The sequence below is a fragment of the Marinomonas sp. UCMA 3892 genome (assembly GCF_012726345.1).
In the GTDB taxonomy this organism is placed as follows: Bacteria; Pseudomonadota; Gammaproteobacteria; order Pseudomonadales; family Marinomonadaceae; genus Marinomonas.
Genome location: NZ_PTXN01000009.1, coordinates 208,506 through 232,700, shown reverse-complemented (window position 1 = coordinate 232,700; position 24,195 = coordinate 208,506). Strand labels below are relative to the sequence as shown.

21 protein-coding genes are annotated in these 24,195 nt (G+C 41.9%); 9 read left to right on the top strand and 12 right to left on the bottom strand.

Features of this window, described 5'->3' with window-relative positions; genetic code table 11:
- Positions 1–3 precede the first annotated feature (3 nt).
- On the bottom strand, positions 4–927 hold the full coding sequence (locus B6N13_RS14595) for an AraC family transcriptional regulator (RefSeq protein ID WP_012070958.1): 924 nt from the start codon (positions 925–927) through the stop codon (positions 4–6).
- Positions 928–1,221: 294 nt separating this feature from the next.
- Between B6N13_RS14595 and B6N13_RS14590 the strand changes: the two genes are divergently transcribed.
- From B6N13_RS14590 to B6N13_RS14565, 6 genes are all read left to right on the top strand, one after another.
- Complete coding sequence (locus tag B6N13_RS14590; protein WP_012070957.1) at positions 1,222–2,739, top strand: aldehyde dehydrogenase family protein; 1,518 nt, start codon at positions 1,222–1,224, stop codon at positions 2,737–2,739.
- Between the two features lie 284 nt (positions 2,740–3,023).
- Positions 3,024–4,406 (top strand): L-serine ammonia-lyase, encoded by a 1,383-nt coding sequence (locus B6N13_RS14585; protein WP_169459776.1) that lies wholly within the window; start codon positions 3,024–3,026, stop codon positions 4,404–4,406.
- 300 nt (positions 4,407–4,706) lie between these two features.
- Positions 4,707–6,281 carry an inorganic phosphate transporter gene (locus B6N13_RS14580; protein ID WP_169459775.1) on the top strand — a complete coding sequence of 525 codons (1,575 nt, stop codon included), beginning with the start codon at positions 4,707–4,709 and terminating at the stop codon, positions 6,279–6,281.
- Between the two features lie 134 nt (positions 6,282–6,415).
- The gene (locus tag B6N13_RS14575) at positions 6,416–7,111 is read left to right on the top strand and encodes a hypothetical protein (protein WP_012070954.1); all 696 of its coding nucleotides are present in this window, start codon (positions 6,416–6,418) and stop codon (positions 7,109–7,111) included.
- An 89-nt stretch (positions 7,112–7,200) separates the two neighbouring features.
- The gene (locus B6N13_RS14570) at positions 7,201–7,983 is read left to right on the top strand and encodes a hypothetical protein (RefSeq protein ID WP_169459774.1); all 783 of its coding nucleotides are present in this window, start codon (positions 7,201–7,203) and stop codon (positions 7,981–7,983) included.
- Between the two features lie 118 nt (positions 7,984–8,101).
- The gene (locus B6N13_RS14565) at positions 8,102–8,722 is read left to right on the top strand and encodes a LysE family translocator (RefSeq protein WP_012070952.1); all 621 of its coding nucleotides are present in this window, start codon (positions 8,102–8,104) and stop codon (positions 8,720–8,722) included.
- 24 nt (positions 8,723–8,746) lie between these two features.
- Here B6N13_RS14565 and B6N13_RS14560 read toward each other — a convergent pair whose 3' ends face one another.
- A complete protein-coding gene (locus B6N13_RS14560; protein WP_169459773.1) occupies positions 8,747–10,759 on the bottom strand; it encodes a DNA topoisomerase III in 2,013 nt (670 codons plus the stop codon).
- A gap of 108 nt (positions 10,760–10,867) precedes the next feature.
- Positions 10,868–11,350 carry a universal stress protein gene (locus B6N13_RS14555; RefSeq protein WP_169459772.1) on the bottom strand — a complete coding sequence of 161 codons (483 nt, stop codon included), beginning with the start codon at positions 11,348–11,350 and terminating at the stop codon, positions 10,868–10,870.
- A gap of 452 nt (positions 11,351–11,802) precedes the next feature.
- On the opposite strand from B6N13_RS14555, the gene B6N13_RS14550 reads away from it, so the two are divergent.
- Entirely contained in the window at positions 11,803–12,423 is a 621-nt protein-coding gene (locus B6N13_RS14550) for an FKBP-type peptidyl-prolyl cis-trans isomerase (RefSeq protein ID WP_072840989.1), read from the top strand.
- 118 nt (positions 12,424–12,541) lie between these two features.
- On the opposite strand, the gene B6N13_RS14545 is transcribed toward B6N13_RS14550, so the two are convergent.
- The 3 genes from B6N13_RS14545 to purB all read right to left on the bottom strand — a co-directional run bounded on the left by B6N13_RS14545 (position 12,542) and on the right by purB (position 15,677).
- Positions 12,542–12,958, bottom strand: a complete 417-nt coding sequence (locus B6N13_RS14545; protein WP_169459771.1) for a GNAT family N-acetyltransferase — start codon at positions 12,956–12,958, stop codon at positions 12,542–12,544.
- Positions 12,959–12,987: 29 nt separating this feature from the next.
- Positions 12,988–14,190 (bottom strand): cupin domain-containing protein, encoded by a 1,203-nt coding sequence (locus B6N13_RS14540; protein WP_100637423.1) that lies wholly within the window; start codon positions 14,188–14,190, stop codon positions 12,988–12,990.
- A gap of 113 nt (positions 14,191–14,303) precedes the next feature.
- On the bottom strand, positions 14,304–15,677 hold the full coding sequence (gene purB / locus B6N13_RS14535) for an adenylosuccinate lyase (protein ID WP_100187173.1): 1,374 nt from the start codon (positions 15,675–15,677) through the stop codon (positions 14,304–14,306).
- A gap of 259 nt (positions 15,678–15,936) precedes the next feature.
- Here purB and B6N13_RS14530 point away from each other — a divergent pair, with 259 nt between their 5' ends.
- A complete protein-coding gene (locus tag B6N13_RS14530; RefSeq protein WP_169459770.1) occupies positions 15,937–17,538 on the top strand; it encodes a methyl-accepting chemotaxis protein in 1,602 nt (533 codons plus the stop codon).
- Between the two features lie 175 nt (positions 17,539–17,713).
- On the opposite strand, the gene B6N13_RS14525 is transcribed toward B6N13_RS14530, so the two are convergent.
- From B6N13_RS14525 to B6N13_RS14500, 6 genes are all read right to left on the bottom strand, one after another.
- On the bottom strand, positions 17,714–19,936 hold the full coding sequence (locus tag B6N13_RS14525) for an NADP-dependent isocitrate dehydrogenase (RefSeq protein ID WP_012070943.1): 2,223 nt from the start codon (positions 19,934–19,936) through the stop codon (positions 17,714–17,716).
- Positions 19,937–20,200: 264 nt separating this feature from the next.
- Positions 20,201–20,830 carry a high frequency lysogenization protein HflD gene (gene hflD, locus B6N13_RS14520; RefSeq protein ID WP_012070942.1) on the bottom strand — a complete coding sequence of 210 codons (630 nt, stop codon included), beginning with the start codon at positions 20,828–20,830 and terminating at the stop codon, positions 20,201–20,203.
- A 17-nt stretch (positions 20,831–20,847) separates the two neighbouring features.
- Positions 20,848–21,975, bottom strand: coding sequence for a tRNA 2-thiouridine(34) synthase MnmA (mnmA, locus tag B6N13_RS14515; RefSeq protein WP_169459769.1), 1,128 nt, complete (start codon positions 21,973–21,975; stop codon positions 20,848–20,850).
- 76 nt (positions 21,976–22,051) lie between these two features.
- Positions 22,052–22,456 (bottom strand): NUDIX domain-containing protein, encoded by a 405-nt coding sequence (locus B6N13_RS14510; RefSeq protein ID WP_169459768.1) that lies wholly within the window; start codon positions 22,454–22,456, stop codon positions 22,052–22,054.
- Positions 22,392–23,120, bottom strand: a complete 729-nt coding sequence (locus B6N13_RS14505) for a pseudouridine synthase (RefSeq protein ID WP_169459767.1) — start codon at positions 23,118–23,120, stop codon at positions 22,392–22,394. The genes B6N13_RS14510 and B6N13_RS14505 overlap by 65 nt, the downstream gene beginning before the upstream one ends.
- Before the next feature lie 125 nt (positions 23,121–23,245).
- Positions 23,246–23,509, bottom strand: coding sequence for a cold shock domain-containing protein (locus B6N13_RS14500; RefSeq protein WP_012070939.1), 264 nt, complete (start codon positions 23,507–23,509; stop codon positions 23,246–23,248).
- A gap of 319 nt (positions 23,510–23,828) precedes the next feature.
- Between B6N13_RS14500 and clpS the strand changes: the two genes are divergently transcribed.
- A complete protein-coding gene (clpS, locus tag B6N13_RS14495) occupies positions 23,829–24,179 on the top strand; it encodes an ATP-dependent Clp protease adapter ClpS (protein ID WP_012070938.1) in 351 nt (116 codons plus the stop codon).
- Positions 24,180–24,195: the final 16 nt, after the last annotated feature.

Here is a 24,195-nt window from a genome sequence, read left to right as displayed (position 1 = left end):
TTGTTATGAGTTGAGCTGAGTTTGTGTCGCTTGACGAGGTGACATACCAAAGTGCTGATGGAAACGTCGACTAAAGTGACTCAAACTTAAGTAACCTAACTCATAACTTACTTCTGTTACCGAACATTTTTCCTGTAGGCGCTGGTAAGCGCGGCTCATTCTGCGTTGGTGTTGATATTCAAGTGGCGTGCAGCCTAGTTGACGTTTAAAGCTTTCGTAGAAGCGACTACGGCTCATGCAGGCCATTTTAGCTAGCTGATTTATATCTAAAGGTTGTGCTAGGTTTTGTTCGATCCATTGGATAACACAAGTGAGACCGTTTGCATCCGGTGAATGTTGGGTGAAGCGTAATAGAGCATCTCGACCATGATGTCGTATTATTCGAGTGACCAATTCACTAACACCAAAATCGACGAGTAAATCTCTGTCTGGATCATTGCGAAGAAAGTCACTGGTAAGTCTATCGATGACCTGCTGCGTTGCTTGAGTGTGTAAGGTGTGAAGGTGTTGGTTTGGATCTAGTGCGACGCCAGAGGGGAAAGACTCCACCATAATGTCATTCATACGATCACAAATTTGTGCTACTCGTTCTTGAGAAATTGCAATGGTGAGGCATGTCGTTGGGCGATGAAATTGAGCTTCGGGGAAATCAATAAAGACTTCTTCTTTTGGTGCCAATATAAAAGATTCATGGGGCAAGAAGGGAATGTTGTCATGCTCTTTGGTATGCATGACTTTTGCTCCTGTAACCATTCCGCAATAAAGTAAAGAGTCGGCTTTTAAGCTGACTTTTTGTGCTTGCTCATAAGTATCGTAGATGCTTAGCTCGGAATGTGGCCCAGCAAAACACACACGATTTTCGACCAACTGTACTGGCGCGCGTTTATGTTGCAGTAATATTTTCTCTGTAGAGATTGAGCGACTCATTTACACACCTCTTTTGTCTCAATGTTTTTTATTTTAATTGTACGGCGTGGCGAATTATCTTTTACTCATCATCACTCTTGCTTGCTCGTGGGTCAATACTAAAGCGCAGCAGAAATGGATCGCTAGACAAGTTTCATGGACTCACAGGCAAGTTTTCTTTTCGTTTTCTTCCTACTCTTACTATCAAGGTTAAAAACAAAGATTAAAAACCTGAAGAGGCTTTTGTATGAAGTTGCGAGCGCAGCAGGCGTCAAAGTACTCTTTAAATAAAAACAACAAGAATGGAGAATATTTATGATCTACGCACAACCTGGTACTAACGGTAGCCTTATTACATTTGAAGCTGAGTATGGCAATTTTATCGGCGGTGAATGGGTCGCACCGGTGAAAGGTCAATACTTTGATAATATTAGCCCTGTTAATGGCGAAGTATTTTGTCGAATTCCTCGTTCTACTGAAGAAGACATCAATCTAGCCCTAGATGCTGCTCACGCTGCACGCGCGTCTTGGGGTAAAACATCCGTTACTAATCGTTCCAACATATTGTTGAAAATTGCTGATCGCATCGAGCAAAACCTAGAAGCACTTGCTGTAGCCGAAACATGGGACAATGGTAAAGCAGTTCGCGAAACCTTGAACGCAGATATTCCTTTAGCAGCAGATCACTTTCGTTATTTCGCTGGCTGTTTACGTGCGCAAGAAGGCAGCACGGCTGAGTTAGACGAACATACTGTGGCGTATCATTTTCACGAGCCATTAGGTGTTGTTGGTCAAATTATTCCTTGGAACTTTCCGATCTTGATGGCTGCATGGAAACTTGCTCCAGCGCTTGCCGCTGGTAACTGTGTGGTTCTAAAACCAGCAGAGCAAACACCAGCCTCTATACTAGAATTGGTCAAAGTGATTCAGGATCTTCTACCACCAGGTGTGCTTAATATCGTCAACGGTTATGGTAAAGAAGCGGGTGAAGCGCTAGCGACCAGTAAACGTATTGCCAAAATTGCCTTTACTGGGTCGACGCCAGTTGGTTCGCATATTTTGAAATGTGCGGCAGAGAATATCATTCCTTCTACGGTTGAGTTAGGTGGTAAGTCGCCGAATATCTACTTTGCAGACGTCATGCAACATGAAGAAGCTTTTATCAGCAAATGTGTTGAAGGTTTGGTGTTGGCTTTCTTTAACCAAGGTGAAGTTTGTACTTGTCCATCTCGTGCCTTGATCCATGAGTCTATTTATGATGACTTCATGGCCTTGGTTATTGAACGTACTAAAACTATTAAACGCGGCAACCCATTGGATACTGACGTGCAAGTTGGTGCTCAGGCATCTAAGCAGCAGTTTGATAAAATATTGAGTTACATTGATATCGGTAAAGAAGAGGGGGCAGAACTATTAATTGGTGGTGGCATCGAATCGGTAGATGGTTTGGATAAAGGTTTCTATGTACAGCCAACCTTGTTCAAAGGCTCTAATAGCATGCGTATCTTCCAAGAAGAAATCTTTGGTCCAGTTGTCAGTGTGACGACGTTTAAAGACGAGGCTGAAGCACTTGCTATCGCCAATGACAGTGAATTTGGTTTAGGTGCTGGGGTTTGGACACGTGATACCAACCTTGCGTATCGTATGGGGCGTAACCTAGAAGCCGGTCGCGTTTGGATGAACTGTTATCACCAGTATCCAGCTCACTCTGCTTTTGGTGGTTATAAAAAATCTGGTGTTGGTCGTGAGACTCATAAAATCGCTCTGGAGCACTACCAACAAACTAAAAACATGCTGATAAGCTATGATGTGAATCCGCTTGGTTTCTTCTAATTGAGCTAAAATAGCTTACCAATTTACTTGATTTATAATGAAAACCAAAAGGCCCCGGCCTTTTGGTTTTTCTTTTTATCTATCTGTGTTCGTTTTAGTACTAGTGCAATTGTCTTTAAACGTCAATAAATTGACTCTTTGCTGAGCTTGTAATTTATATAGCCAAAAAACACTGTTTCCAATTGGAAACTTTATCTCATAAGTGATAATTTCTTTTGCTATTGAACTTGTGTTTTGTATTTTTATCGTCGTGCAGAACCTATCTGTCGGCAGGGGGAAAGGCTATGGCAATCAGTTTATTTGACCTTTTTAAAGTAGGAATAGGTCCTTCCAGTTCGCATACCGTTGGCCCTATGGTGGCTGCAAATCAATTTGCTCATCAATTAGAAGATCGACATCTATTATCAAAAGTTGGTCGCTTAAAAATTGATTTATATGGCTCACTTGGCGCTACTGGTAAAGGCCATGGCACAGGTACTGCGGTGTTAATGGGGCTAGAAGGAGAGCTGCCTGATGTGATTGATCCTAGTCGTGTAAACGAACGAGTGGATCAAATAGAGTTTTCTTCGCAGCTGAATTTATTGTCAAAACAGCCTATTTCTATTGATGTCGCTACAGACCTCATTTATCACCGTGTTGATCGTTTAGACTTTCATGCAAATGGCATGGTACTGGTCGCTTTTGATGTGGAAGGTCAAGTTATACATCAAGCGACTTTCTACTCTGTAGGTGGTGGTTTCATTGTACAAGAAGATGAGCATGGAAATGTGGCGTTGGTTGAGGATGCAACAGAACTTCCTCATGTTTTCCATAGCGCAGAAGAGCTTATTCGACTTTGTCATGAGCAAGACAAAAGTATTGCGCAGATTATGATGGAAAACGAAACTCATTGGCGAACTGAAGAAGAGATTAGACAAGGTATTCTTTCTATTTGGGCCGTTATGAGAAACTGCGTACAGCAAGGAATTCGCAACGAAGGTATTTTACCTGGTGGATTAAAAGTTAAGCGAAGAGCTGCTAGTTTACATAGAGATTTAACTAGTAAGACGCGCATGGACATGATTACGCCTTCACTTGGGGCTATGGATTGGGTCAATCTTTATGCCTTAGCAGTTAATGAAGAAAATGCTGGAGGGGGGCGTGTTGTAACGGCACCAACCAATGGCGCGGCTGGTATTATCCCTGCAGTACTACATTATTACTGGGAATTTTGTCCTCGTTCGAGTGAAGAGGGCGTGATCACCTTCTTCCTTACTGCTGCAGCGATTGGCTTTTTGTTTAAAGAGAATGCATCAATCTCTGGAGCGGAAGTAGGTTGTCAGGGGGAGGTTGGATCGGCTTGTGCTATGGCAGCGGCAGGATTAGCGGCAGCGACGGGAGGCACTCCTGAGCAAATAGAAAACGCAGCAGAAATAGGCATGGAGCATAACCTAGGTCTTACGTGTGACCCAATAGGTGGTCTGGTTCAAGTGCCTTGTATTGAACGCAATGCTATGGCCTCAATTAAAGCCATTAACTCTGCAAGTATGGCACTTCGAGGAGATGGGACACATTACGTTTCTTTAGATAAAGTAATCCGTACCATGCGAGATACTGGTAGAGATATGAATGATAAGTACAAAGAAACGTCGCGAGGTGGATTGGCTGTCAATGTTATTGAGTGCTAAATCGATTGTGTCATGTTTGTAACAAAATAGTCATATTTTTGTAGTATCTTTCTATCTAGTGCCTTTTGAAGGCACTTTTTTTTGTCCTTTTCGAGTTGCTGCTAACAACATGTTTAGGGGTTTTTATCTGAAGACTCCCAGTGTAGAATGGCGCCGAATTTACATTTTGCAAAAATGTGACGGGATGAATTGAGAGCCAAATTTATTTGGGATGCTAGGATAAGCATGTCGTAGGTAGTTTAAGCGTAGTTTGAACTATCAACGGTTTGGCATAGATTAATTATAGAAAGAAGAGCCCGTATGGATCTTACAAATAACCCGAAAGAAGAATCCACGTTATTGAGTGGTCATGAGTTTGTCCGAGTATTGATTGCCTTAGCCTTTGTTTTGGCATCAGGTTTTTATGCTTCAGCTAATGGTGTAGGGGTTTCTAATTTATCTATATTAGCTATCGCCGCGGCAATTGGCGCCTACATGGCCGTAAATATTGGCGCTAATGATGTGGCCAACAATGTTGGGCCAGCGGTAGGATCTAAAGCCTTATCAATGACGGGCGCCATTTTAATAGCTGCTATTTTTGAAGCTGCCGGTGCTTTGATTGCTGGTGGTACAGTTGTTGGTACTATTAAAAATGGCATAATTAATCCTAATTCGATTGGCGACGCTGGAACCTTTATTTGGGTGATGATGGCTGCCTTATTAGCTGGTGCAATTTGGCTTAACTTAGCAACCTATCTTGGTGCTCCTGTTTCGACAACTCATTCTATCGTTGGTGGTGTGCTTGGTGCTGGTATCGCGGCTGGCGGTTGGGATATTGCGAATTGGGATAAGTTGATTGCAATTGTTGCTAGCTGGATCATTTCACCAGTGATGGGTGGCGTGATCGCTGCATTATTCTTAATGTATATCAAACGTTCAATTACCTATAAGAGTGACATGATTGATGCGGCTAAAAAGGTTGTCCCTTTATTAGTTGGTTTAATGGTTTGGGCGTTCTCAACATATCTTATTCTTAAAGGTCTTAAACATCTTTGGAAGCTAGATTTTATTACGGCGGCAATGATTGCTTTTGCAATTGCATTAACCGTTTATTTCCTCATTCGCCCTATGATTGATAAAGCGGCAACTGCATTGAAAAATGATAAAGATGCTGTGAATAGTTTATTTACTCTTCCTCTTATTGTATCCGCTGCTTTGCTTAGCTTCGCCCATGGCGCGAATGATGTTGCGAACGCCATAGGGCCTCTAGCAGCTATTAATGATGCATTATTAACTGGTGCTGTTTCTAGTAAAGCCTCTATTCCTTTATGGATTATGATGGTTGGTGGTATTGGTATTGCTGTTGGTCTTGCTTTGTTTGGGCCAAAACTGATAAAGACTGTAGGTTCTGAAATCACTGAATTGGATAAAACACGGGCTTTTTGTGTTGCCATGGCTGCTGCGATTACGGTCATTGTTGCATCTCAGTTTGGTTTACCTGTTAGTTCTACTCACATTGCTGTGGGCGGTATTTTTGGGGTTGGCTTCTTACGTGAATATTTGAAGCAATCTTATGAGAAAAAACTGGCGTCGATTATTGCTCACTCTGAGTCTGCTGGTCACAACGGCCAACAAACACAAGAGTTTGTGAAGCGTTTCAAATTGGCAGATGTTGAAGAAAAGCGTGCAATTTTGAAAGAGTTGAAAGCCGCACAAGCTTCATCTCCTATCTCATCTGAAGAGCGTAAAGGCTTGAAGAAAGCAACGAAGAAAGAATTAGTGAAACGTTCTGCTTTGTTACGTATTGCTGCAGCATGGGTAATTACTGTTCCTGCCTCAGCTGTACTTTCTGCTATAATTTTCTATACGTTATTGGGCTTTTCTGTTTCTCGATAAGTCCCTTTCAAGATAAACAAAAAAAGATCAGCTTCTCTGATCTTTTTTTGTTTTCATCCCGCCGTCTGTGTTATATAAAAGTAAGTTACTTTTTTATTTCTATATAAAGTCGCAACTTAGGTAACTATTAAGTAATGAAATTAGGTATGTTGATTTTAGCTGTCGTTATCTTTTTGGTTGCTCTTTGCTTGTTACCTGCTTTTTTTCGTTGGAGAAGACAGCAAAGGGAGTTAAAAAAGAAGCTACTTTCTCGTTTATCGAATCGAAGTGATCGCTTACTTTATTCATTAGAAATGGTTTCGGATCGCTATATGGCGAGAGATACCAAAATTTTTCTCATAGAATATTTACTTTCTATTACAACTCAGCTTGTGGCATCGAATTATAAGTCGGAGTTTGTTTCGAAGCAGGCTTACCTGCTAAGACTGTTGACAGAGTTGAAGTTAGGGCGTCAGGTAACAGTAAAGGATCGTGTCGCTAGTCAAGAACAGTTAGATAAAATCCAAAATGCACTTCAATTTATGCTCAGAGAGTTGAGAGGCATGGGTGAAAGTTATGGTGCGAGTAGAGTAATAATAAGGCATCATATTGTTTTGATTCGTTATGCACATGCTTTGGCTTATCGTGATCTTTTAGTGCGGCAGGCTAGACTTGATTTAGATAATGATAAGAAAAATAGAGCGCTAGAAAAATATCGAATTGCTTTATCTGTTATGGAAAAAAATAGTTCTGTGAGTAGCTCGAAAAGAGAGATGGCACGTCTACAAAGCATGATACAGGAAGTTGAAAAGGTTTTATTCTCAAAGAATAGTAAAGTGGAGCTCAAATAAAAGCAACTTGGCGAATTTTATTCGTATTCGTTTTTTGAAGCCTGCAGGCGTTTCGTCTATAAATATTACTAAGGTAAACTACTCATCATATGACAGCCGTTACCATTACAGTGCTTTTGCTCGTTATCGGTGGATTTATTGCATTTGCAATTTTTCTACAGTTAAAAGAGCAGGCTCGGTTGGAAAAATTACGCAAAGTGGCAACGCTCAATAACCAACTGCGTCAGGTGCGTCGCTACCTTGATGAGATGCCCCCCCAGTATCAGCCCAAAGATATGAGAATGTGGTTATTTTCTCGAATGATTGCTATATACGATCAGCTTATTGAGCTGCAACCTGATCCAACATTAACTCGTCGTCGCGGTCATTTGGCTGAAGAAATGACAGAGTTCCAAACGAGCACGCAGAAAAGGCGTGCTAAGCCGATGAATGATGAATTACTTATAATAGAAGTAAAGCGTCTCTTTGAATCCTTCAAATCTTTTTTGATTTTATCCCAGAAAGAAAAAACCATCGATCAAGATGTTGTCTATCGATACAGTAAACTATTAAATTTTTATCACTATAAAGTTAACTCGGATTATCATGCCTATCTTGCTCGTAAAGCATTTTTAAGTGGTCAAATGGATACAGCTATAGATATGTATAAAGAGGCTTTGGCGCAATTGGCACCTATCAAAGAGTCTGTTGAAGCTCAATCTACCATTCTTAAACTTAAAGAACTGCTGCAAGAAATTGAAGATGATCTTGCTTTGCAAAAAGCAGAAGAAGAGATGACTAAAAACATGGATAGTGAAGATGAGGGCGAGCTGGATGATGAATGGAGTAAGTTTATTGAGGATTCGACATTTAAAACAAAAAAACATTTTTAGTTTCCCTTCTGTTTATATTTTAAGGCCAAGTCCATTTATCGGTATTAGTACTTGCTACTTATGCTAAGTCATGAGAATTTTGTCCCGTAAATTACTACATGTTAGATAAGGACCTCTTGTGAACTTAGCTCTTCTTTCTGCTTTTATACCGACCTTCTTTTTTGTCTCTATCACTCCTGGTATGTGCATGACATTAGCCATGACATTAGGTATGACGATTGGAGTGAAACGCGCACTTTGGATGATGCTGGGAGAGTTGGTTGGTGTTGCAACAGTGGCTATCTTATCCGCGATTGGTGTTGCTGCATTATTATTGAATTATCCTAGTGTTTTTATGGTGTTGAAATACCTTGGTGGTGCTTACCTCGCCTATGTAGGGATTCAGATGTGGTTGTCTAAAGGAAAAATGGCGATTAAAGCAGACGCTACTGGAGCCAAGCCTGCCTCACGGTTAGATTTAATCTCACAAGGGTTTGTGACAGCAATTGCCAATCCTAAGGGCTGGGCGTTTTTTGTCGCTTTATTGCCACCTTTTTTAGATGCAAGCCGTCCATTGACGAGTCAATTGATTGTATTGATTGCCATTATTTTAACGCTTGAGCTCACTTGTTTGCTTATTTACGCTGCAGGTGGGAGAACGTTGAAATCTATTCTGATGCAAAGTGGTAATGTGCGCATCATGAATCGTATTGCAGGAACGCTAATGATTGGCGTGGGTATCTGGCTAGCTGTTGGTTAGAGTACTGTTCGAAAATGAGTTCAATTAAGAAGGCGCTTTTGAGCGCCTTCTTGTATTTGAGCTTGTCGTTTTTGTACTGTTAGATTTCGTTCCGGTTGTTTTTCTTGTACCTGTCGTCCTTTTGTTTGTTGAGCCTTTTCGTTTAGCAAAAGGACTCTTTGTTGGCGGCGGTAGGTTTTGTAATGCGGATGTCGGCATATCTCGGGAAGCACTTAGTAACTGATTTAAGTTGCCTTCTAAATTTGTCATGAATTCTTGATAACTTGCTTCTCCAAGACTAATACTGTTAAGAGCTGACTCCCATTTTGCCGTCATATCAGGAGTGACCAGTTGCTTAGGTAGACAATCAATAAAGGCGCGCCCTGTTTGGCTGGCGTGAATTTGTTTACCTTGTCTCATCAAAAAGCCACGTTTAAAAAGTAACTCTATAATGCTCGCTCGCGTTGCTTCTGTACCTAAGCCATCGGTTTCTTTCAGTATTGCTCGAATGTCTTTATCAGTCACAAAGCGACTGATACCAGTCATGGCAGCCAGTAATGTCGCGTCAGTGAAAGCCGCCGGTGGCGTAGTGACTTTCTCTTGGACTTGCCCTTGTATACACCAGAGTTCTTCATTCTTACTTAGCTTTGGTAGCTCGTTTTGGTTTTCATCTTCTGGGTCTTTACTTTTGTTTTTATTGGGTAAAAGCGCTTTCCAGCCAAGTGCAATCGGTGTATTACCTTTCGCTTCAAAGAGTCCACCTTCAATTTCCAATTTGATGTAAGACGCCAAATAATCGTATTCAGGATAAAACTGCATAAGATATTGGCGGGCAATCAAGTTAAATACCAGCGCCTCTGTTTTGGAAAGTGATGCCGCTTTGTGAGCTTGAGTTGTTGGAATAATAGCGTGGTGAGCCGTGACTTGTTTATCGTTCCACGCTTTACTTTTTCGTGATGCATCGGCGTTTTCTGCGCCTTGTTGTATATCACCTCCCGAACGAGTGAGAGCGGCGATAATAGCTGCAGCGTCTTTGTGCTGTTGAGTGGGTAAATAACGGCAATCGGATCTAGGGTAGGTGATTATCTGATGACGCTCATAAAGAGCTTGGCAAGTATCTAACACTTGCTGGGCGGAAAGAGAAAATGCTTTTGCTGCATCAATTTGAAGTGCTGACAAACTGTAGGGTAGTGGTGCTGGTTGCTTCTTTTGTTTGTAATTTGCTTCAATCACAATCGCTGGTTTATTGGTAATGCGATTGGCGACGTTTTGCGCAAGTGGCAAGCTTAGCACTCGGTTTTCATCGTCCATGTAAGGTTGGCAAGCTTCACTAGGCAACCATTTAGCTTGAAATATGGCATCTTGAGTTGTTTGTATGCTCGCCCATACTTGATAAAAGTCTTTTGGAACAAAGGCTTCTCTTTCTTTGTCCCTAGCAGCAACAAGTCCTAGTACTGGCGTTTGCACTCGCCCAATAGATAGAACACCTTGGTAGCCAGCTTGACGGCCCCTGATGGTATAAGCACGTGTTAGGTTTAAGCCGAACAACCAGTCTGCACGAGCGCGGCCCAGCGCCGATCGAGATAGCGCCGCAAATTCATTATTTGAACGCAAATTGCTAAGTGCTTGCTTTACCGCAGAAGGTGTTAAGTCATTCACCAAAAGTCGTTGAGTGTTTTTCAGTTTCTGTGCTGGAACCTTGGTGTAGTGAAGTACTTCATCGACCAGCAATTGGCCTTCTCTATCCGGGTCTCCTGCATGAACTAAAACAGTGGCTTTTTTAATCAATTTTTTTAAAATGCCAAGTTGTTTCTTTGTGTTGGCTTTTTCTTGCCATTGCCAGTCAGTCGGAATGATAGGCAAGTGGTCTAAATTCCAACTTTTATAAGCTGGATTATATTGATGAGGCTCAGCTTGTTCGAGCAAGTGGCCGATACACCAACTAACGCAGTCACCATTAGGCAACCAAATACAGCCCTCTTCTTTTTTTTGTGGTGAGGGAAGGGCGGCGGCAATGGCTCGGGCAAGGCTGGGTTTTTCGGCAATATAAAGAATCATAAATACACTTACTGTTTATATATACAGTAAGTGTATCGGACACAGAGAAGTGTGACTAGAGTAACGTGTTATTTTATTGGCACAACAGCTATTTTATCGGTACAACCGTTACTTTATCGGTACAACTAGCACTGGAATTGAGCTGGTGTGAATGACTTTATTTGCCGTTGAGCCAATGATCATTTGGCTTAGTCGGCCATGTGTTCGGCTATTCATAACAATTAAATCAGCATTTTTTTCTTTTGCAATGCGCTGAATAGAGTCAGCTGGAGCGCCATTGACTATCAAGGTTTCAGGAGCTGTTTCTAAACTACACAGTTCTTCTGAATACTTTTCCATAAATTCAGCTAGCAATTTATCCATGCGTGTATTGATGTCTGTGATGGCATCTTTGCGCATTGCATTTCTAACTTCTTCGGTAATATAGTTGTTTATCATATTTGATGCTTGAGCATTTAAAGGCTCAATTGCATGCATTAATATGACTTTTGCCCCATGAGTTTTGGCTAAGCTCAGTACTAGCTCCATAGCGGCCTGTGTTTTACCGTCTAGATCGCAAGCGTAAACAATGGTGTTTATTTTAGGTAACATGGCAAGATCCTCTTTTAATGTACCTATAGCTTAATCTTTTTAACTTTTGCTGCTCTGATCTGTGTCAATTATCGTTGTGCTTATTTGATGAGTGGTAAGCGATAAGCTATTGGAAGCTTGTCGATTGCCATGATTAGCAAATAAAAAACAGCTCATTGATGACAAGAAGATAAAGCTAATAAACAGCATACCCCAATAATCGGTCGGCTTTTTATCGTTTATATATCTCTTTGGAGACGGGATAAAGCTCTTATGTTTCATAACGCACTCCTGAATGAATATAGATTTATTAAATGATAATGAATATCATTTAATAAATCTATAGGGCTGATTAATATATTTTCACTGCTTAGGTTTTGGTAAGTCGAGGCGTTTGAAAAACAAGCTCATGAGATTTGCCTATGTTATGATACGCGTTCAATTTTTTAGTAAACGAATAAGAGAGTGTAAACATGTCAGAACTGTCGTTCGACTCTAACGAAGCAAAAATCGCATACGGCATTGGTCGTCAAATTGGTGATCAACTACGTGGTAGCGATCTTGGTGAATTGTCTCTAACGCATCTTTTTGCTGCGATTGAAGATGCACTAAACGGAACTGAAATGCGTGTTCCTGGCGCAGAGCTAGAAGCTGCTTTTGCTGAACTACAGCAAAAAATGGAAGAAAAAGGCCGTGCAGAGTCTGAAGAGAATGTGAAAGCGGGCGAAGATTTTCTTGCTACAAACAAAACAAAAGAAGGCGTTCAAACGACTGAAAGTGGTCTGCAGTTTGAAGTTCTTGAAGAAGGTACGGGTGCAACACCAAGCCGTGAAGCGACTGTTCGTGTACATTACGAAGGCCGTTTGATTGACGGACAAGTATTCGATAGCTCTATTGCTCGTGGCGAGCCAATTGAATTCCCTCTAACTGGCGTTATCGCAGGTTGGACTGAAGGTCTTCAGTTGATGAAAGAAGGCGCGAAGTACCGTCTTACTATCCCTGCTGAATTGGCTTACGGCGCTCAAGGCGCTGGCGCGATGATTCAACCTTTCTCTGTTTTACAATTCGATGTTGAGCTAATTGCTGTTGTTTAATGAAATAGCTTAAAGCAATACATTAAAAACAGTGTATTAAGAGAAATGCATAAAAAAGCGAGTCGACCCATATCGGATGACTCGCTTTTTTGTTTTAAATGGGCTGGTAAAGATAAAGCTAAATGTCTCGTTCCATGTGAATATGCATTTTTCCAGCTTCTAAAAAGACTTTACCATCACCGTGAAACTTTTGTTTTTCATAGAAGGTCTGTACGTCAACTTGAGCATGCAAAAAGACTTTGCGAATTCCCATCTCTCTGGCAACTTTCATTGCTCGGTTTAACAGCATTTCACCATAACCCTGATGACGATATGCAGGTAAAACAGCAAGTCGACTAATTTGTCCGTTTTCTGTTAAGCGGCAGGTTCCTGTAGGAACCGCTGTCGTACCAAAGGATACAAAGTGTACGGCGTCTTCATCTAGCTCGTCCCATTCGTCTTTTGGGTCGATACCTTGCTCAATGATAAAGACTTGTTTGCGCACAAAGGTAAGCTGATCTTTGCTGCTGTTCCAGTCTGACGTTAAAACCTTCATGTGAATACCTTACTTAATATTGCGTTCTTTTATTCTTCTGGTGCAACCAATTCGATCAGCCCTTGCTGGCGAATGAGAAAGCGCACAAGAGGTTCTAGATCTGTATTTTGTTTCAAATCTAGCCCAGAAAAATCAAACTCAACTTGATGGCAAACGGCTTCAACAAAGCTCGTTAGTTCTGCATCCACAAGTAAGTGTTCACCGTTACAAAACACGCTAATCTTACCTTTGTTCTCAGTGTTCTGTTGAACATAGTAACAAATACGCGCATCGCCAGGGCGAATAAAAGTTTGACCTTGTGTCGCACTGCTAAATGCTTCGTTTAATTCTTCATGATTCAGTGGTACGAGGTATTCAGGATACTTGCTCTCGCTCATCGTTTCCCCTAACCATTCAGCCAGTAGGTCGGGCTGATTAATAAGGCGAGCCAGTTGTGTTTGTAGGTATTGAATATCGTCTTTGCTGATGTGCGCACTGTGTTGACGATTTGCTGTTTCAGGTGCGGCAAAGCGATCTTTAACATTGTCAGCTTCGCAAAGTTTATCGCGAATACCTGTTAAGACATCTTGCATACTTGGCGCACGAAAACCGATGGAATAAGTCATGCACTCGTCGTCTAATGATCGGCCATTGTGTGCAAAGTTAGGCGGCAAATATAGAATATCGCCAGCTTCCACTTCCCAATCCATTTCTGAATTGACAGGGAAGTTGTCTAAAATATGTAATTTGATGTTGGGGATCGCAGAATCTTGGTATTCATCTGGCGACAATACCTGCCAGCGACGTTTACCTGATACTTGTACTAAGAACACATCGTATTGGTCGTAATGTGGGCCAACACTACCGCCTTCTGTTGCATAGCTTACCATGACGTCGTCTAAGCGCCAGCTGGGTAAAAACTCAAATCGTTCTTTAAGTGTTTGGACTTCTGGTACCCAATGGTCAACGGCTTGAACTAATAACGTCCATTCTTTTTCAGGCAAGGTAGCAAAAGTGTCTTCGGTAAAAGGTCCTTGGCGCATTTCCCAAGGTCTTAGTCCGTTCTCGATCACAATACGAGATTCAATTTCTTCTTCCATTGCCATGCCTGCAAGCTCATCGGCTTCCAATGGCACAGCGAAATCGACAAGACCACCGCGAATTAACAAAGGCTTTTTCTGCCAATATTCGTCGATAAAGGTTTGGGCTGTCATGCCACCAAGAATAGCCAACGGTGTATTTAGGTCTGTCATAAATCGCTCAATAAAAAAGAACAAAGAAAGTAGTGATATTGCTAAAGATTAGCAGCCTTGAAGGCAAAAAGAGCCGATAAATCGGCTCTTTTATTTACTTGTTAAAGTAAGACTTAGTCACGAATCGCTTTCGCTTGTGCAACAGCGTTACCGATGTAAGTGCTTGGTGTTAGCGCTTTCAATTCGGCTTTGGCTTGCTCAGGCATTTCTAGCGTATCGACAAAAGCTTCGATAGTCGCTTGGTCGATAGTGCGGCCACGAGTTAGCTCTTTTAGTTTCTCGTATGGAGATTCGATGCCGTAGCGACGCATAACGGTTTGAATTGGCTCAGCCAATACTTCCCATGCATTATTTAAATCTGCTTCAAGACGTGCAGCGTTGATTTCCAACTTGCTGATGCCTTTTAGAGTTGCTTGGTAAGCTATCAAGCTGTGAGCTAAACCAACGCCAAGGTTACGAAGAACCGTAGAGTCAGTTAGGTCGCGCTGCCAGCGTGAGATTGGCAGTTTAGCGCTCAAGTGGCCCATGATTGCGTTCGCAATACCCAAGTTGCCTTCGGAGTTTTCGAAGTCGATTGGGTTAACTTTATGCGGCATGGTAGAAGAACCAATTTCGCCAGCAATGGTTTTTTGCTTGAAGAAGCCCATAGAAATGTAGCCCCACACATCGCGGTCGAAATCGATCAAGATGGTGTTGAAGCGGCAAATGGCGTCGTATAGCTCTGCGATGTAATCATGAGGTTCAATTTGAGTCGTGTAAGGGTTCCAAGTCAAACCCAGGGAAGTAACGAACGCTTCAGCGTGTGCTTGCCAATCCACATCAGGGTAAGCCGAAAGGTGAGCATTGTAGTTACCTACAGCACCGTTGATTTTGCCTAAAAATTCAACGTTTTCGATTTGCTTAAGTTGGCGGCTAAGGCGCGCAGCAACGTTAGCCATTTCTTTACCAACTGTGGTTGGTGAGGCAGTTTGGCCATGCGTACGAGACAACATAGATTGTTCAGCGTGCTCGATTGCTAGATCTTGAACTGCTTTGATGACGTTTTTAAGCTCTGGAGTAATGCCTTCTTCCAATGCTTCACGCAACATTAATGCATGAGATAAGTTGTTGATGTCTTCTGATGTACAAGCGAAGTGAACAAATTCAGAAATCGCTGCTAACTCTGCGTTATCAGCCATTTTGTTCTTAATGAAATATTCCACTGCTTTGACATCGTGGTTCGTGGTTTTCTCAATATCTTTAATAGCTTGTGCATCAGCTTCGCTGAAGTTATCTGCAAGCTGATCTAATAAAGCGCTGGCTTCATTGCTCAATGCTGGAACTTCAACAATTTGTGGGTGTTTGGCAAGAGCCTGTAGCCAGCGAACTTCGACTATGACTCGCATACGCAGCAAACCATACTCGCTCACGGAGCGACGTAGTACGTTTGTTTTCGATCCGTAACGACCGTCGATAGGGGAAATTGCATTTAAGCTAGTTAATTCCATTGAGATAACGCCTCGAACATGGTTTTCAGGGAGCCGCTATTATAGGCAAAAGCGCGGCCTACCGCTACGCCAGACTGTATATTTGCAGAAGGCGGTTTAGTTTTAATGAGCTTATAAACAGTTGGTCTTTTGTTCTGTTTATTAATTACTCGTTTTTTTGAGTATATTTTTGTTAAATCAAGGTGTTTTAAACTCTTCTCACTTGTATGATGCTGCCAAATTAACGCCCTTTTAGAAGTTATTTAGGAAAGTATTGAACATGAAGATCAGCCGTATCATGAATTTGGTCATTGTTATTGTATTGGTAGCCTTGTCTGCGCTTTATTTACTTAGCAAGCAGGGCTTAACTCGTAACGAAGCTGCCATTCGTCAGCAAGTAGTTATCTCTGATGCTGTATCTGCTATGAAGGATGCTCGTTATTACGTTGTGCAAGTGCAACAGTTTTTGACGGATATGGGCGCAACGCGCAGTGATGAAGCCTTGCCTGAAGTTGATGAGAGTTTGGCTGAGGCAATGAATAATTTGCAAGAACTAGCTCGAATCATGCCGAGTTACCTTTCTCGCGTTAATGAATTAGAGAAGCAATTAAAGCAGGTTTACAAAGTAGGTCGAGAAATGGCCTCTGCTTATATTAATAATGGCACTGATGCTGGTAATAGTTTAATGAAAGGTGTTGGTGGTTTAGATCAAGAGTCGGCGCGCTTGGCTGAATCGTTAGAGAAAATCGCCAATGAACTATCAGATCAACTTGATAAGAGTGCTGTAGCTTCGATTGAGACTCTTGAAGATTCTAAATTTTTGTCTTTGATCAGCAGTTTAATTTCGGGTGTTGTGATTGTTGGTGTGATAGTTATTTTACGTCGCCGCGTGCTTCCAGATTTGAATTCCCTTGAATCGTCTCTGCATAATATTTCCGTTGGTGCTCGCGATTTAACGGTTCGCCTTGATGACAAAGGCAGTGATGAGTTGGCCTCTGTTGCACACAGTTTTAATGTGTTTATTAAGGGAATTCACTCCCTTGTTGTGACGCAGCAAGGTCAATCAACTCAATTGTCAGTGGCTGGCGAGCAAATGCTAGCTGCCTCAAACAAAACGCGCATAGGTATGCAGGGGTTGCAAAAAGAAACATCGGGTATTGCAGGTGTTGTGGCAGAGATGCAAACCACAGTGCGTCATGTTGCTAACAGTGCTGATGCTGCGGCAACAGCGGCAAAAGAATCAGATTGCATCGCAAAAGAAGTTGAGACAGTTGTGAATAACAGTGTTTTATCAATACAACAATTATCTGAAGGCGTTGAAAAAGCATCACGAGTGCTTCAGGCCTTGGAAAAAGAAACCTCTGATGTTGGTAGTATATTAGATTCAATTCGAGGTATTGCCGATCAAACTAACTTGCTTGCATTAAATGCGGCGATTGAAGCGGCTCGTGCCGGTGAGCAGGGACGTGGTTTTGCCGTTGTTGCTGATGAAGTTAGAACGCTTGCTAAGCGCACTCAAGATTCCACAGAACAAATTCAGATAATGATTACTCAATTACAAAAAGGCTCGCAAGATGCTGTACTTGTAATGGGGGAAAGTAAGCAGCAGGCAGAGCAGAGTGTTGCTCAGTCATTAAAGGCAAAAGAAGCCCTTCATACGATTACGTCTTCTATGGGGAATATTTCTGCCATGGCTATTGAGATTGCATCGGCTATGGAGCAACAGGCTGCAGCTTCAGAAAATATAGATGGGCGAATTCGTTCTATTCGTGATGAAGCAGAGCTGACTAATGAAAATGCAGAACAGTCGAATATGGCTGCTAAGCAAGTTTTGGGGCAATCGAAAGCTTTGTCTGATCTTATCTCTAGTTTTAAGGTCTAGTTCTAGAACTCATGTTAAAACTTGATTATTGGATCGTAATGGAATATTGCGATTTATCTGCTATCTGATAAATCGTAGAAGAGAATGAAAATTAGATGAAATAGATGAAGAAAACCCCGAGTAACTTAGTTACTCGGGGTTTTGTGTATTATTTACTTTGCTTTAAATTAGTGACTTAAAGTGTCGCTAGAGCGGTATTGAACGTTGCGCTAGGACGCATGATCTTAGCCACTTCGTTCAGGTCCATGTGGTAATAACCAGATAGACCAGAAGGCTTGCCTTGTACTGCCGCAAGTTCAGCAACGATCTTATCTTCGTTATCGGCTAACTGCTTAGCAAGAGGAGCGAATTTAGCTGCCAAATTAGCATCTTCAGTTTGCGCTGCAAGTTCTTGAGCCCAGTAAAGTGCTAGGTAGAAATGACTACCGCGGTTGTCGATTTCGCCAACTTTACGAGAAGGAGACTTGTTAGTATCTAACAATTTGCCAGTTGCTTTATCTAGGCACTTAGCAAGTATTTTCGCTTTTTCGTTGTTGTGCTTGATGCCAAGCTCTTCGAAAGAAACGGCTACAGCAAGGAATTCACCTAGAGAGTCCCAACGAAGGTAGTTTTCTTCCATAAGCTGTTGAACGTGCTTAGGAGCAGAACCGCCCGCACCAGTTTCATACATACCACCGCCATTTAGCATTGGTACGATAGACAACATTTTAGCAGAGGTGCCTAGTTCCAAAATTGGGAACAAGTCAGTCAAGTAGTCACGTAGAATGTTACCTGTTACTGAAATAGTGTCTTTACCACGAATAATACGTTCCATAGAGAAACGGATTGCTTCGTTGTAAGGCATGATGCGAATGTCTAGACCGCTTGTATCGTGGTCTTTTAGGTAAGTTTCTACTTTTTTACGAAGTTCGTTATCGTGTGCGCGTTCGTCTTCTAGCCAAAATACAGCTGGAGTGTCAGATTGACGTGCTCGAGTAACACCTAGTTTCACCCAGTCGCGGATCGCCGCATCTTTAGTTTGACAAGCGCGCCAAATATCGCCTTTTTCAACATTGTGTTGCATCAAGATATTGTCGTTTGCATCCACAACGCGCATAACACCGTCAGCTTTCATTTCGTATGTTTTGTCATGCGAGCCGTATTCTTCTGCTTTTTGAGCCATTAGACCAACGTTTGGCACAGTACCCATTGTCACTGGGTCGAATGCGCCATTGGTTTTGCAGAAGTTGATCGTTTCTTGGTAAATACGAGCGTAAGTGCTGTCTGGAATGACGGCTTTAGCGTCGTGTGCTTTGCCATCACGGCCCCACATTTTACCAGAGTTACGGATCATAGCTGGCATAGAGGCATCAACGATAACGTCACTTGGTACGTGTAGGTTAGTGATGCCTTTATCAGAATCAACCATAGCTAATTCAGGACGAGTTTTATAAACGTCTTGGATTGCTTGTTTGATCTCTTCTTGTTTCGCTTCTGGAAGGCTTTGGATCTTGTCGTATACGCTACCTAAACCGTTGTTTGGGTTTACGCCGATTTCTTTGAAAAGCTCACCGTATTTTTCAAAAACGTCTTTGTAGAAAACAGTTACAGCATGACCAAATACGATAGGGTGAGACACTTTCATCATGGTTGCTTTAAGGTGCACAGACCACATGATGTTGTCTTCTTTTGCTTCTTGCATTGTCGCTTCAAAGAAAGCGCGAAGCTTTTTGGTGCTGATGTTCATGCTATCGATGATTTCACCAGCTAGTAGAGGAAGTGACTTTTTCACCTCAACGGAGCCATCTGTACCAACGAACTCTAGGCGAACTGTTTGCGCCGAATCCATAGTGACAGATTGCTCAGAAGAGTAAAAATCACCATCACGCATGTAATCAGCATGTGAAATAGAAGTTTTTTTCCATTTGCCCATTGAATGAGGATTTTTGCGAGCATAACCTTTTACCGCTGCTGGTGCGCGACGGTCAGAGTTACCTTGACGTAGAACTGGGTTTACCGCACTACCAAGAACTTTAGAGTAGCGTGCTTGAACTTCTTTTTCTTCGTCAGTTTGTGGGTTTTCTGGGTATTCTGGAAGACCATAACCTTCTGCGTTTAATTCTTTAATTGTCGCATTAAGTTGAGGTAGTGACGCACTGATGTTAGGTAGTTTAACGATATTCGCTTGAGGGTCTGCAGTTAAATCACCTAGGAATTTTAGGCCGTCTTCAGCTTGTTTGTCAGCAGGAAGTCGGTCAGAAAACGCAGCGATAACACGACTAGCCAAAGATATGTCTGTCAATTTTAGTTCGATGTCTGCTTCTTTGGCGAAAGCGCCAAAGATAGGAAGTAAAGACGCGGTTGCCAGAGCTGGCGCCTCATCAGTAAATGTATAGTAAATGGTTTGTTTCGTTGACATGTAATTCCCCTAACATTTCAGGCATTAGCCTATTGAATCGAAGATGACTTTTAGCCGCCATTCCCTAATTTAAACTGCTCTTACAGGTTAAAAATTTGTACGATATACTACATAAAAAAACAACGTAGAGATATTGGCTCTCAGATATAGTGGAAATTGATTTCAATTATTCACTGAGATTTTTGCTCAACCACTTTGATTGCCAGTTGGCTATTTAAGGTTATTTATCTAGGCATAAAAAAGACCCACAGGGTCTTTTAAGTATTAATTGCGTGATTCTAGAGCACTCAATAATGCCTTTCGTTTAAAAATTAAATGCCAGCGTTTACCGCCTAGTTGTCGCCATAGCATGGCTGCACGAATTCCAGACATTAGAATGGCTCTAACTTGGTTAGCAACTTGTGGTTGCTGTAAAAAACGACTGTCGCCATGTACTTGAATACGAAAGGATAACTTGCTCAGGGTATCTTGATACATCCCCGAAATTGATGCCACCATGTTTTCGTGTAGAACACTTTCGTAGTGAGCTTTTTTTTGCTCGATTTGAGCTATTTTTTGCCCAATAGTGGACAACATCTCTGGCGTTTTTGACAATTTGTTTTCTAGATGAATTAGGCTAAGCGCATATCTAAGAGTGTCAGGATTGACGCTACTGCGTTCTTTGCCTAAGGCTTGTCGAGAGATTTTTCTTCCTAGGGCAAGATTGGTTGAGTAATCCCATTGGCCACCATAAATATCTTCAGTAGAGGCTGCGTTAACCATTAATAGGCTTTCTAGCAATGGTTGTAAGCTGGCATTATCTACCTGACCTGTTTTTGCTAAAATCGACACCAATTCTGCCGCTTGAAAAATGGCGGACAAGGCGATAGTTTGCTCTTTTTCTCTGCTACTCACGCTTTCTCTCTCAATAATTACTTGTTAAAGGCGACGTTAATTATGCCGCCACCAAGACAAACGTCATCCACATAAAACACCACGGACTGGCCTGGAGTGACTGCTCGTTGAGGTTCTACAAAGGATACTTCAACACGGCCATCGGCTAATTCATTGATGGTACACTCTTGATCTGATTGGCGATAACGGCATTTAGCTTTGCAGGTTAGCGGGAAGGTTGGTTTTTCTCTCGCAACCCAATCGAAGTTGTCGGCAATTAAATGCGTTTTAAATAACGATTCGTGTTGCCCACCTTGCGTTACGATTAAAACATTGCGCTCTAGGTCTTTCTCAACTACATACCATGGATCGTCTGAGTATTTGGCTAGACCGCCAATGCCTAAACCTTGGCGTTGGCCAATAGTGTGATACATCAAGCCATGGTGGCGAGCAATTTTATCCCCCTCAAGAGTTTCTATGTCGCCCGGTTGGGCAGGTAGGTATTGCTCTAAGAAATCTTTGAAGCGACGTTCGCCGATAAAGCAAATGCCGGTGCTGTCTTTTTTGTTGTGAGTGATCAGGCCAAATTCTTCTGCCAGGCGGCGGACTTCTGGTTTTTCAAGTTCTCCAACAGGGAATAGTGTTTTGGCGATTTCGTCTTTGCCAACTGCATACAAAAAGTAGCTTTGGTCTTTATTACCGTCTAAACCTTTTAATAGAAGCGGCTCACCGTTTTTTTCTCCACGGCGAACATAATGCCCAGTGGCAATATAATCAGCGTTCAATGCCATAGCGTACTCTAGAAACGCTTTGAATTTAATTTCTTTATTACACAGAATATCTGGATTGGGCGTGCGACCAGCTTTGTATTCGGCAAGGAAATGTTCGAAGACATTGTCCCAGTATTCTGAGGCAAAGTTAGCTGTATGCAGTTTGATGCCTAGTTTATCTGATACGGCCTGAGCATCCGCAAGGTCGTCTTTTGCTGTGCAGTATTCGGTGCCATCGTCTTCGTCCCAGTTCTTCATGAATAGACCTTCAACCTGATAACCCTGCTGCATCAAAATAAGTGCTGATACGGAGGAGTCGACACCGCCAGACATGCCCACAATGACTTTTTTGTCGTGATTGGCTGGTTGAGCTGTTAGGTAGTGGTTTTCTTTCATGACCTGTTTTTTCTCGACTGTTAATTTAGTAAAACGAAGAGGCATTGCCTCAGTGAATTGGATTACGCATTGTACTTCATTTTTGAGTTCTCGGCACAGGCGACAAGTACTGATCTGACAAGAATGATAAGGAAATAATGGGGTTGTTTTGCGAATCTTCAATACAGGCTTTAATTAATGGGCTGCGATGAGGTAGTGCCATGATTTCTTCGTAAGTTAACCAGTGACTAGAGGTGATGCCTTTGTCGAGTGGTTCGTTAGTTTCACTAACAGGATTACATAAAAAACATAGGCGATGATAAGTGTCTGCGCCTTCATAGGGAGTAAAAGCATACATGCCAAGCAAACCAATAGGCTCAACTATCCAGCCAGACTCTTCTCTTGTTTCTCGAATCACCGCCTCTATGGTGCTTTCGTTATTTTCGATGTGACCGGCTGGTTGATTTAGGACGAGTATTCCGTCTTGCCACTCCTTCACCATGAGATATTTTGTTTTCTTTGGATCCGGGTTGTCTTTTTTGACCAGTGCTGCGACGGTTAGGTGAGGCAGCCTTCCTCTTTCTTTGCTCTTCAAACTGATTAACCTCTTTTAGTAAATTGTCGGTTGGTTCTATGTAGTTCCATTGGCCAACCGTTGTATTTTCGAGAGTATACGGGCCAATGGCATATCGAATTAATCTAAGCGTTGGAAAACCAACTGCCGCTGTCATTCGACGAACTTGTCGATTTTTACCTTCGCGGATTTGCAGTGATAGCCAGCTAGTGGGGATGTTCTCCCGATGACGAACCGGAGGAACTCTTTCCCAAATATCTGGTTCTGCCATACGTTCAGCTTGAGCTGGCTTAGTCAGTCCATCTTTTAGTTCAATACCTTGCCTGAGCTTTATCAAAGCTTCGTCCGAAATTTCACCTTCGACCTGAACCCAATAGGTTTTGGGTAGTTTAAAATCAGGTGATGCTATGACGTGCTGTAAAGCGCCTTGATCGGTTAAAAGTAAAAGGCCTTCAGAATCAAAATCTAATCTTCCTGCAGGGTAAAACTCTGGTATTTCAATATATTGGGCAAGAGTGGTCTTATCGCCCTCTGCAGAGAATTGGCAGAGTACTTGGAAAGGTTTGTTAAATAAAATTAAGTTTGAAGGCATGAGCTCGATTAAAAGGTTGGGAAGAACGGAAAGAGTAAAAAAGAGCGTAAAAAAGCTTAGTCTTACTCCTCATAGTGAGGAGTAAGATACCAAATCCGCTTTAGGATAGCGATTGTCTAGTGGTTTTATGCCGGCTGAGTGTTTTTGTCGTCGGAATGAGTGTCCTCTTGTTTAGTTTCTTTAGGTGATGTCGGATTTATTTCAATGGCATGCAGGCCTCTTTCGCCAGGTTCAACGTTAAACGTTACCGCTTGGCCTGCTTTTAGCGTTTTGTAGCCTTCGATATTGATGGCTGAGTAATGAATAAATAAATCTTCATTAAAATCTTCCGACACAATAAAGCCATAGCCTTTTGCGTTGTTAAACCACTTCACTGATCCGTGATGCATGAGTCACTCCTTATCCACTCAGTCGATGTTTGCTTATGCCATCAAAAACGAGTAGTGATGACGATAAGCGCGTTAAAAAACATAGCTCGGATAGCGTAGATTGCTAAATAGGTGCAAATTGTTTTTAACCAATCAATGCTAGAATTTCATATGTAAACATTGATTGCACATTTGGTCACCCCAATAAAGAGCGTAGAAGCCCTTTTGGTATTTGTAAAATCCAAGTGGTAATCTATTACTCATAATAAGTCGTATATTAAGTAGTAATAAGTCATATTTGGCAAAATTACGTGAAAAATTGTAGCCTCAGAGGCATGGGATGATTACAGATCAACAAATTAGACTAGTATCAGAAGATGATGAGCAACACGGACATTCCAGTATTGCGATTGCTCCTGAAGAAACCGAATTAAAACCACCTTCAATGTATCAGGTGGTGTTGTTTAATGATGACTATACGCCAATGGATTTTGTCGTATTTGTTTTACAGAGGTTTTTTTCTATGGATGGGGAGAAAGCTAATCAGGTAATGTTAGAAGTACATCAAAAAGGCAAAGGAGTTTGCGGTATTTACCCTTTTGATATTGCTGAAACCAAAGTAGCAATGGTACAACAGTTCGTGGAACAAAATGAGCACCCCTTAATGTGCGACCTACAAAAGGTTGACTGATTCAGAGTGAGGGAAT

Coding starts and splice junctions, on each gene's coding strand:
- B6N13_RS14595 (WP_012070958.1), bottom strand. CDS start 927: ATGAGTCGCTCAATCTCTACAGAGAAAATATTACTGCAACATAAACGC.
- B6N13_RS14590 (WP_012070957.1), top strand. CDS start 1,222: ATGATCTACGCACAACCTGGTACTAACGGTAGCCTTATTACATTTGAA.
- B6N13_RS14585 (WP_169459776.1), top strand. CDS start 3,024: ATGGCAATCAGTTTATTTGACCTTTTTAAAGTAGGAATAGGTCCTTCC.
- B6N13_RS14580 (WP_169459775.1), top strand. CDS start 4,707: ATGGATCTTACAAATAACCCGAAAGAAGAATCCACGTTATTGAGTGGT.
- B6N13_RS14575 (WP_012070954.1), top strand. CDS start 6,416: ATGAAATTAGGTATGTTGATTTTAGCTGTCGTTATCTTTTTGGTTGCT.
- B6N13_RS14570 (WP_169459774.1), top strand. CDS start 7,201: ATGACAGCCGTTACCATTACAGTGCTTTTGCTCGTTATCGGTGGATTT.
- B6N13_RS14560 (WP_169459773.1), bottom strand. CDS start 10,759: ATGATTCTTTATATTGCCGAAAAACCCAGCCTTGCCCGAGCCATTGCC.
- B6N13_RS14555 (WP_169459772.1), bottom strand. CDS start 11,350: ATGTTACCTAAAATAAACACCATTGTTTACGCTTGCGATCTAGACGGT.
- B6N13_RS14550 (WP_072840989.1), top strand. CDS start 11,803: ATGTCAGAACTGTCGTTCGACTCTAACGAAGCAAAAATCGCATACGGC.
- B6N13_RS14545 (WP_169459771.1), bottom strand. CDS start 12,958: ATGAAGGTTTTAACGTCAGACTGGAACAGCAGCAAAGATCAGCTTACC.
- B6N13_RS14540 (WP_100637423.1), bottom strand. CDS start 14,190: ATGACAGACCTAAATACACCGTTGGCTATTCTTGGTGGCATGACAGCC.
- purB (WP_100187173.1), bottom strand. CDS start 15,677: ATGGAATTAACTAGCTTAAATGCAATTTCCCCTATCGACGGTCGTTAC.
- B6N13_RS14530 (WP_169459770.1), top strand. CDS start 15,937: ATGAAGATCAGCCGTATCATGAATTTGGTCATTGTTATTGTATTGGTA.
- B6N13_RS14525 (WP_012070943.1), bottom strand. CDS start 19,936: ATGTCAACGAAACAAACCATTTACTATACATTTACTGATGAGGCGCCA.
- mnmA (WP_169459769.1), bottom strand. CDS start 21,975: ATGAAAGAAAACCACTACCTAACAGCTCAACCAGCCAATCACGACAAA.
- B6N13_RS14510 (WP_169459768.1), bottom strand. CDS start 22,456: ATGGTGAAGGAGTGGCAAGACGGAATACTCGTCCTAAATCAACCAGCC.
- B6N13_RS14505 (WP_169459767.1), bottom strand. CDS start 23,120: ATGCCTTCAAACTTAATTTTATTTAACAAACCTTTCCAAGTACTCTGC.
- B6N13_RS14500 (WP_012070939.1), bottom strand. CDS start 23,509: ATGCATCACGGATCAGTGAAGTGGTTTAACAACGCAAAAGGCTATGGC.
- clpS (WP_012070938.1), top strand. CDS start 23,829: ATGATTACAGATCAACAAATTAGACTAGTATCAGAAGATGATGAGCAA.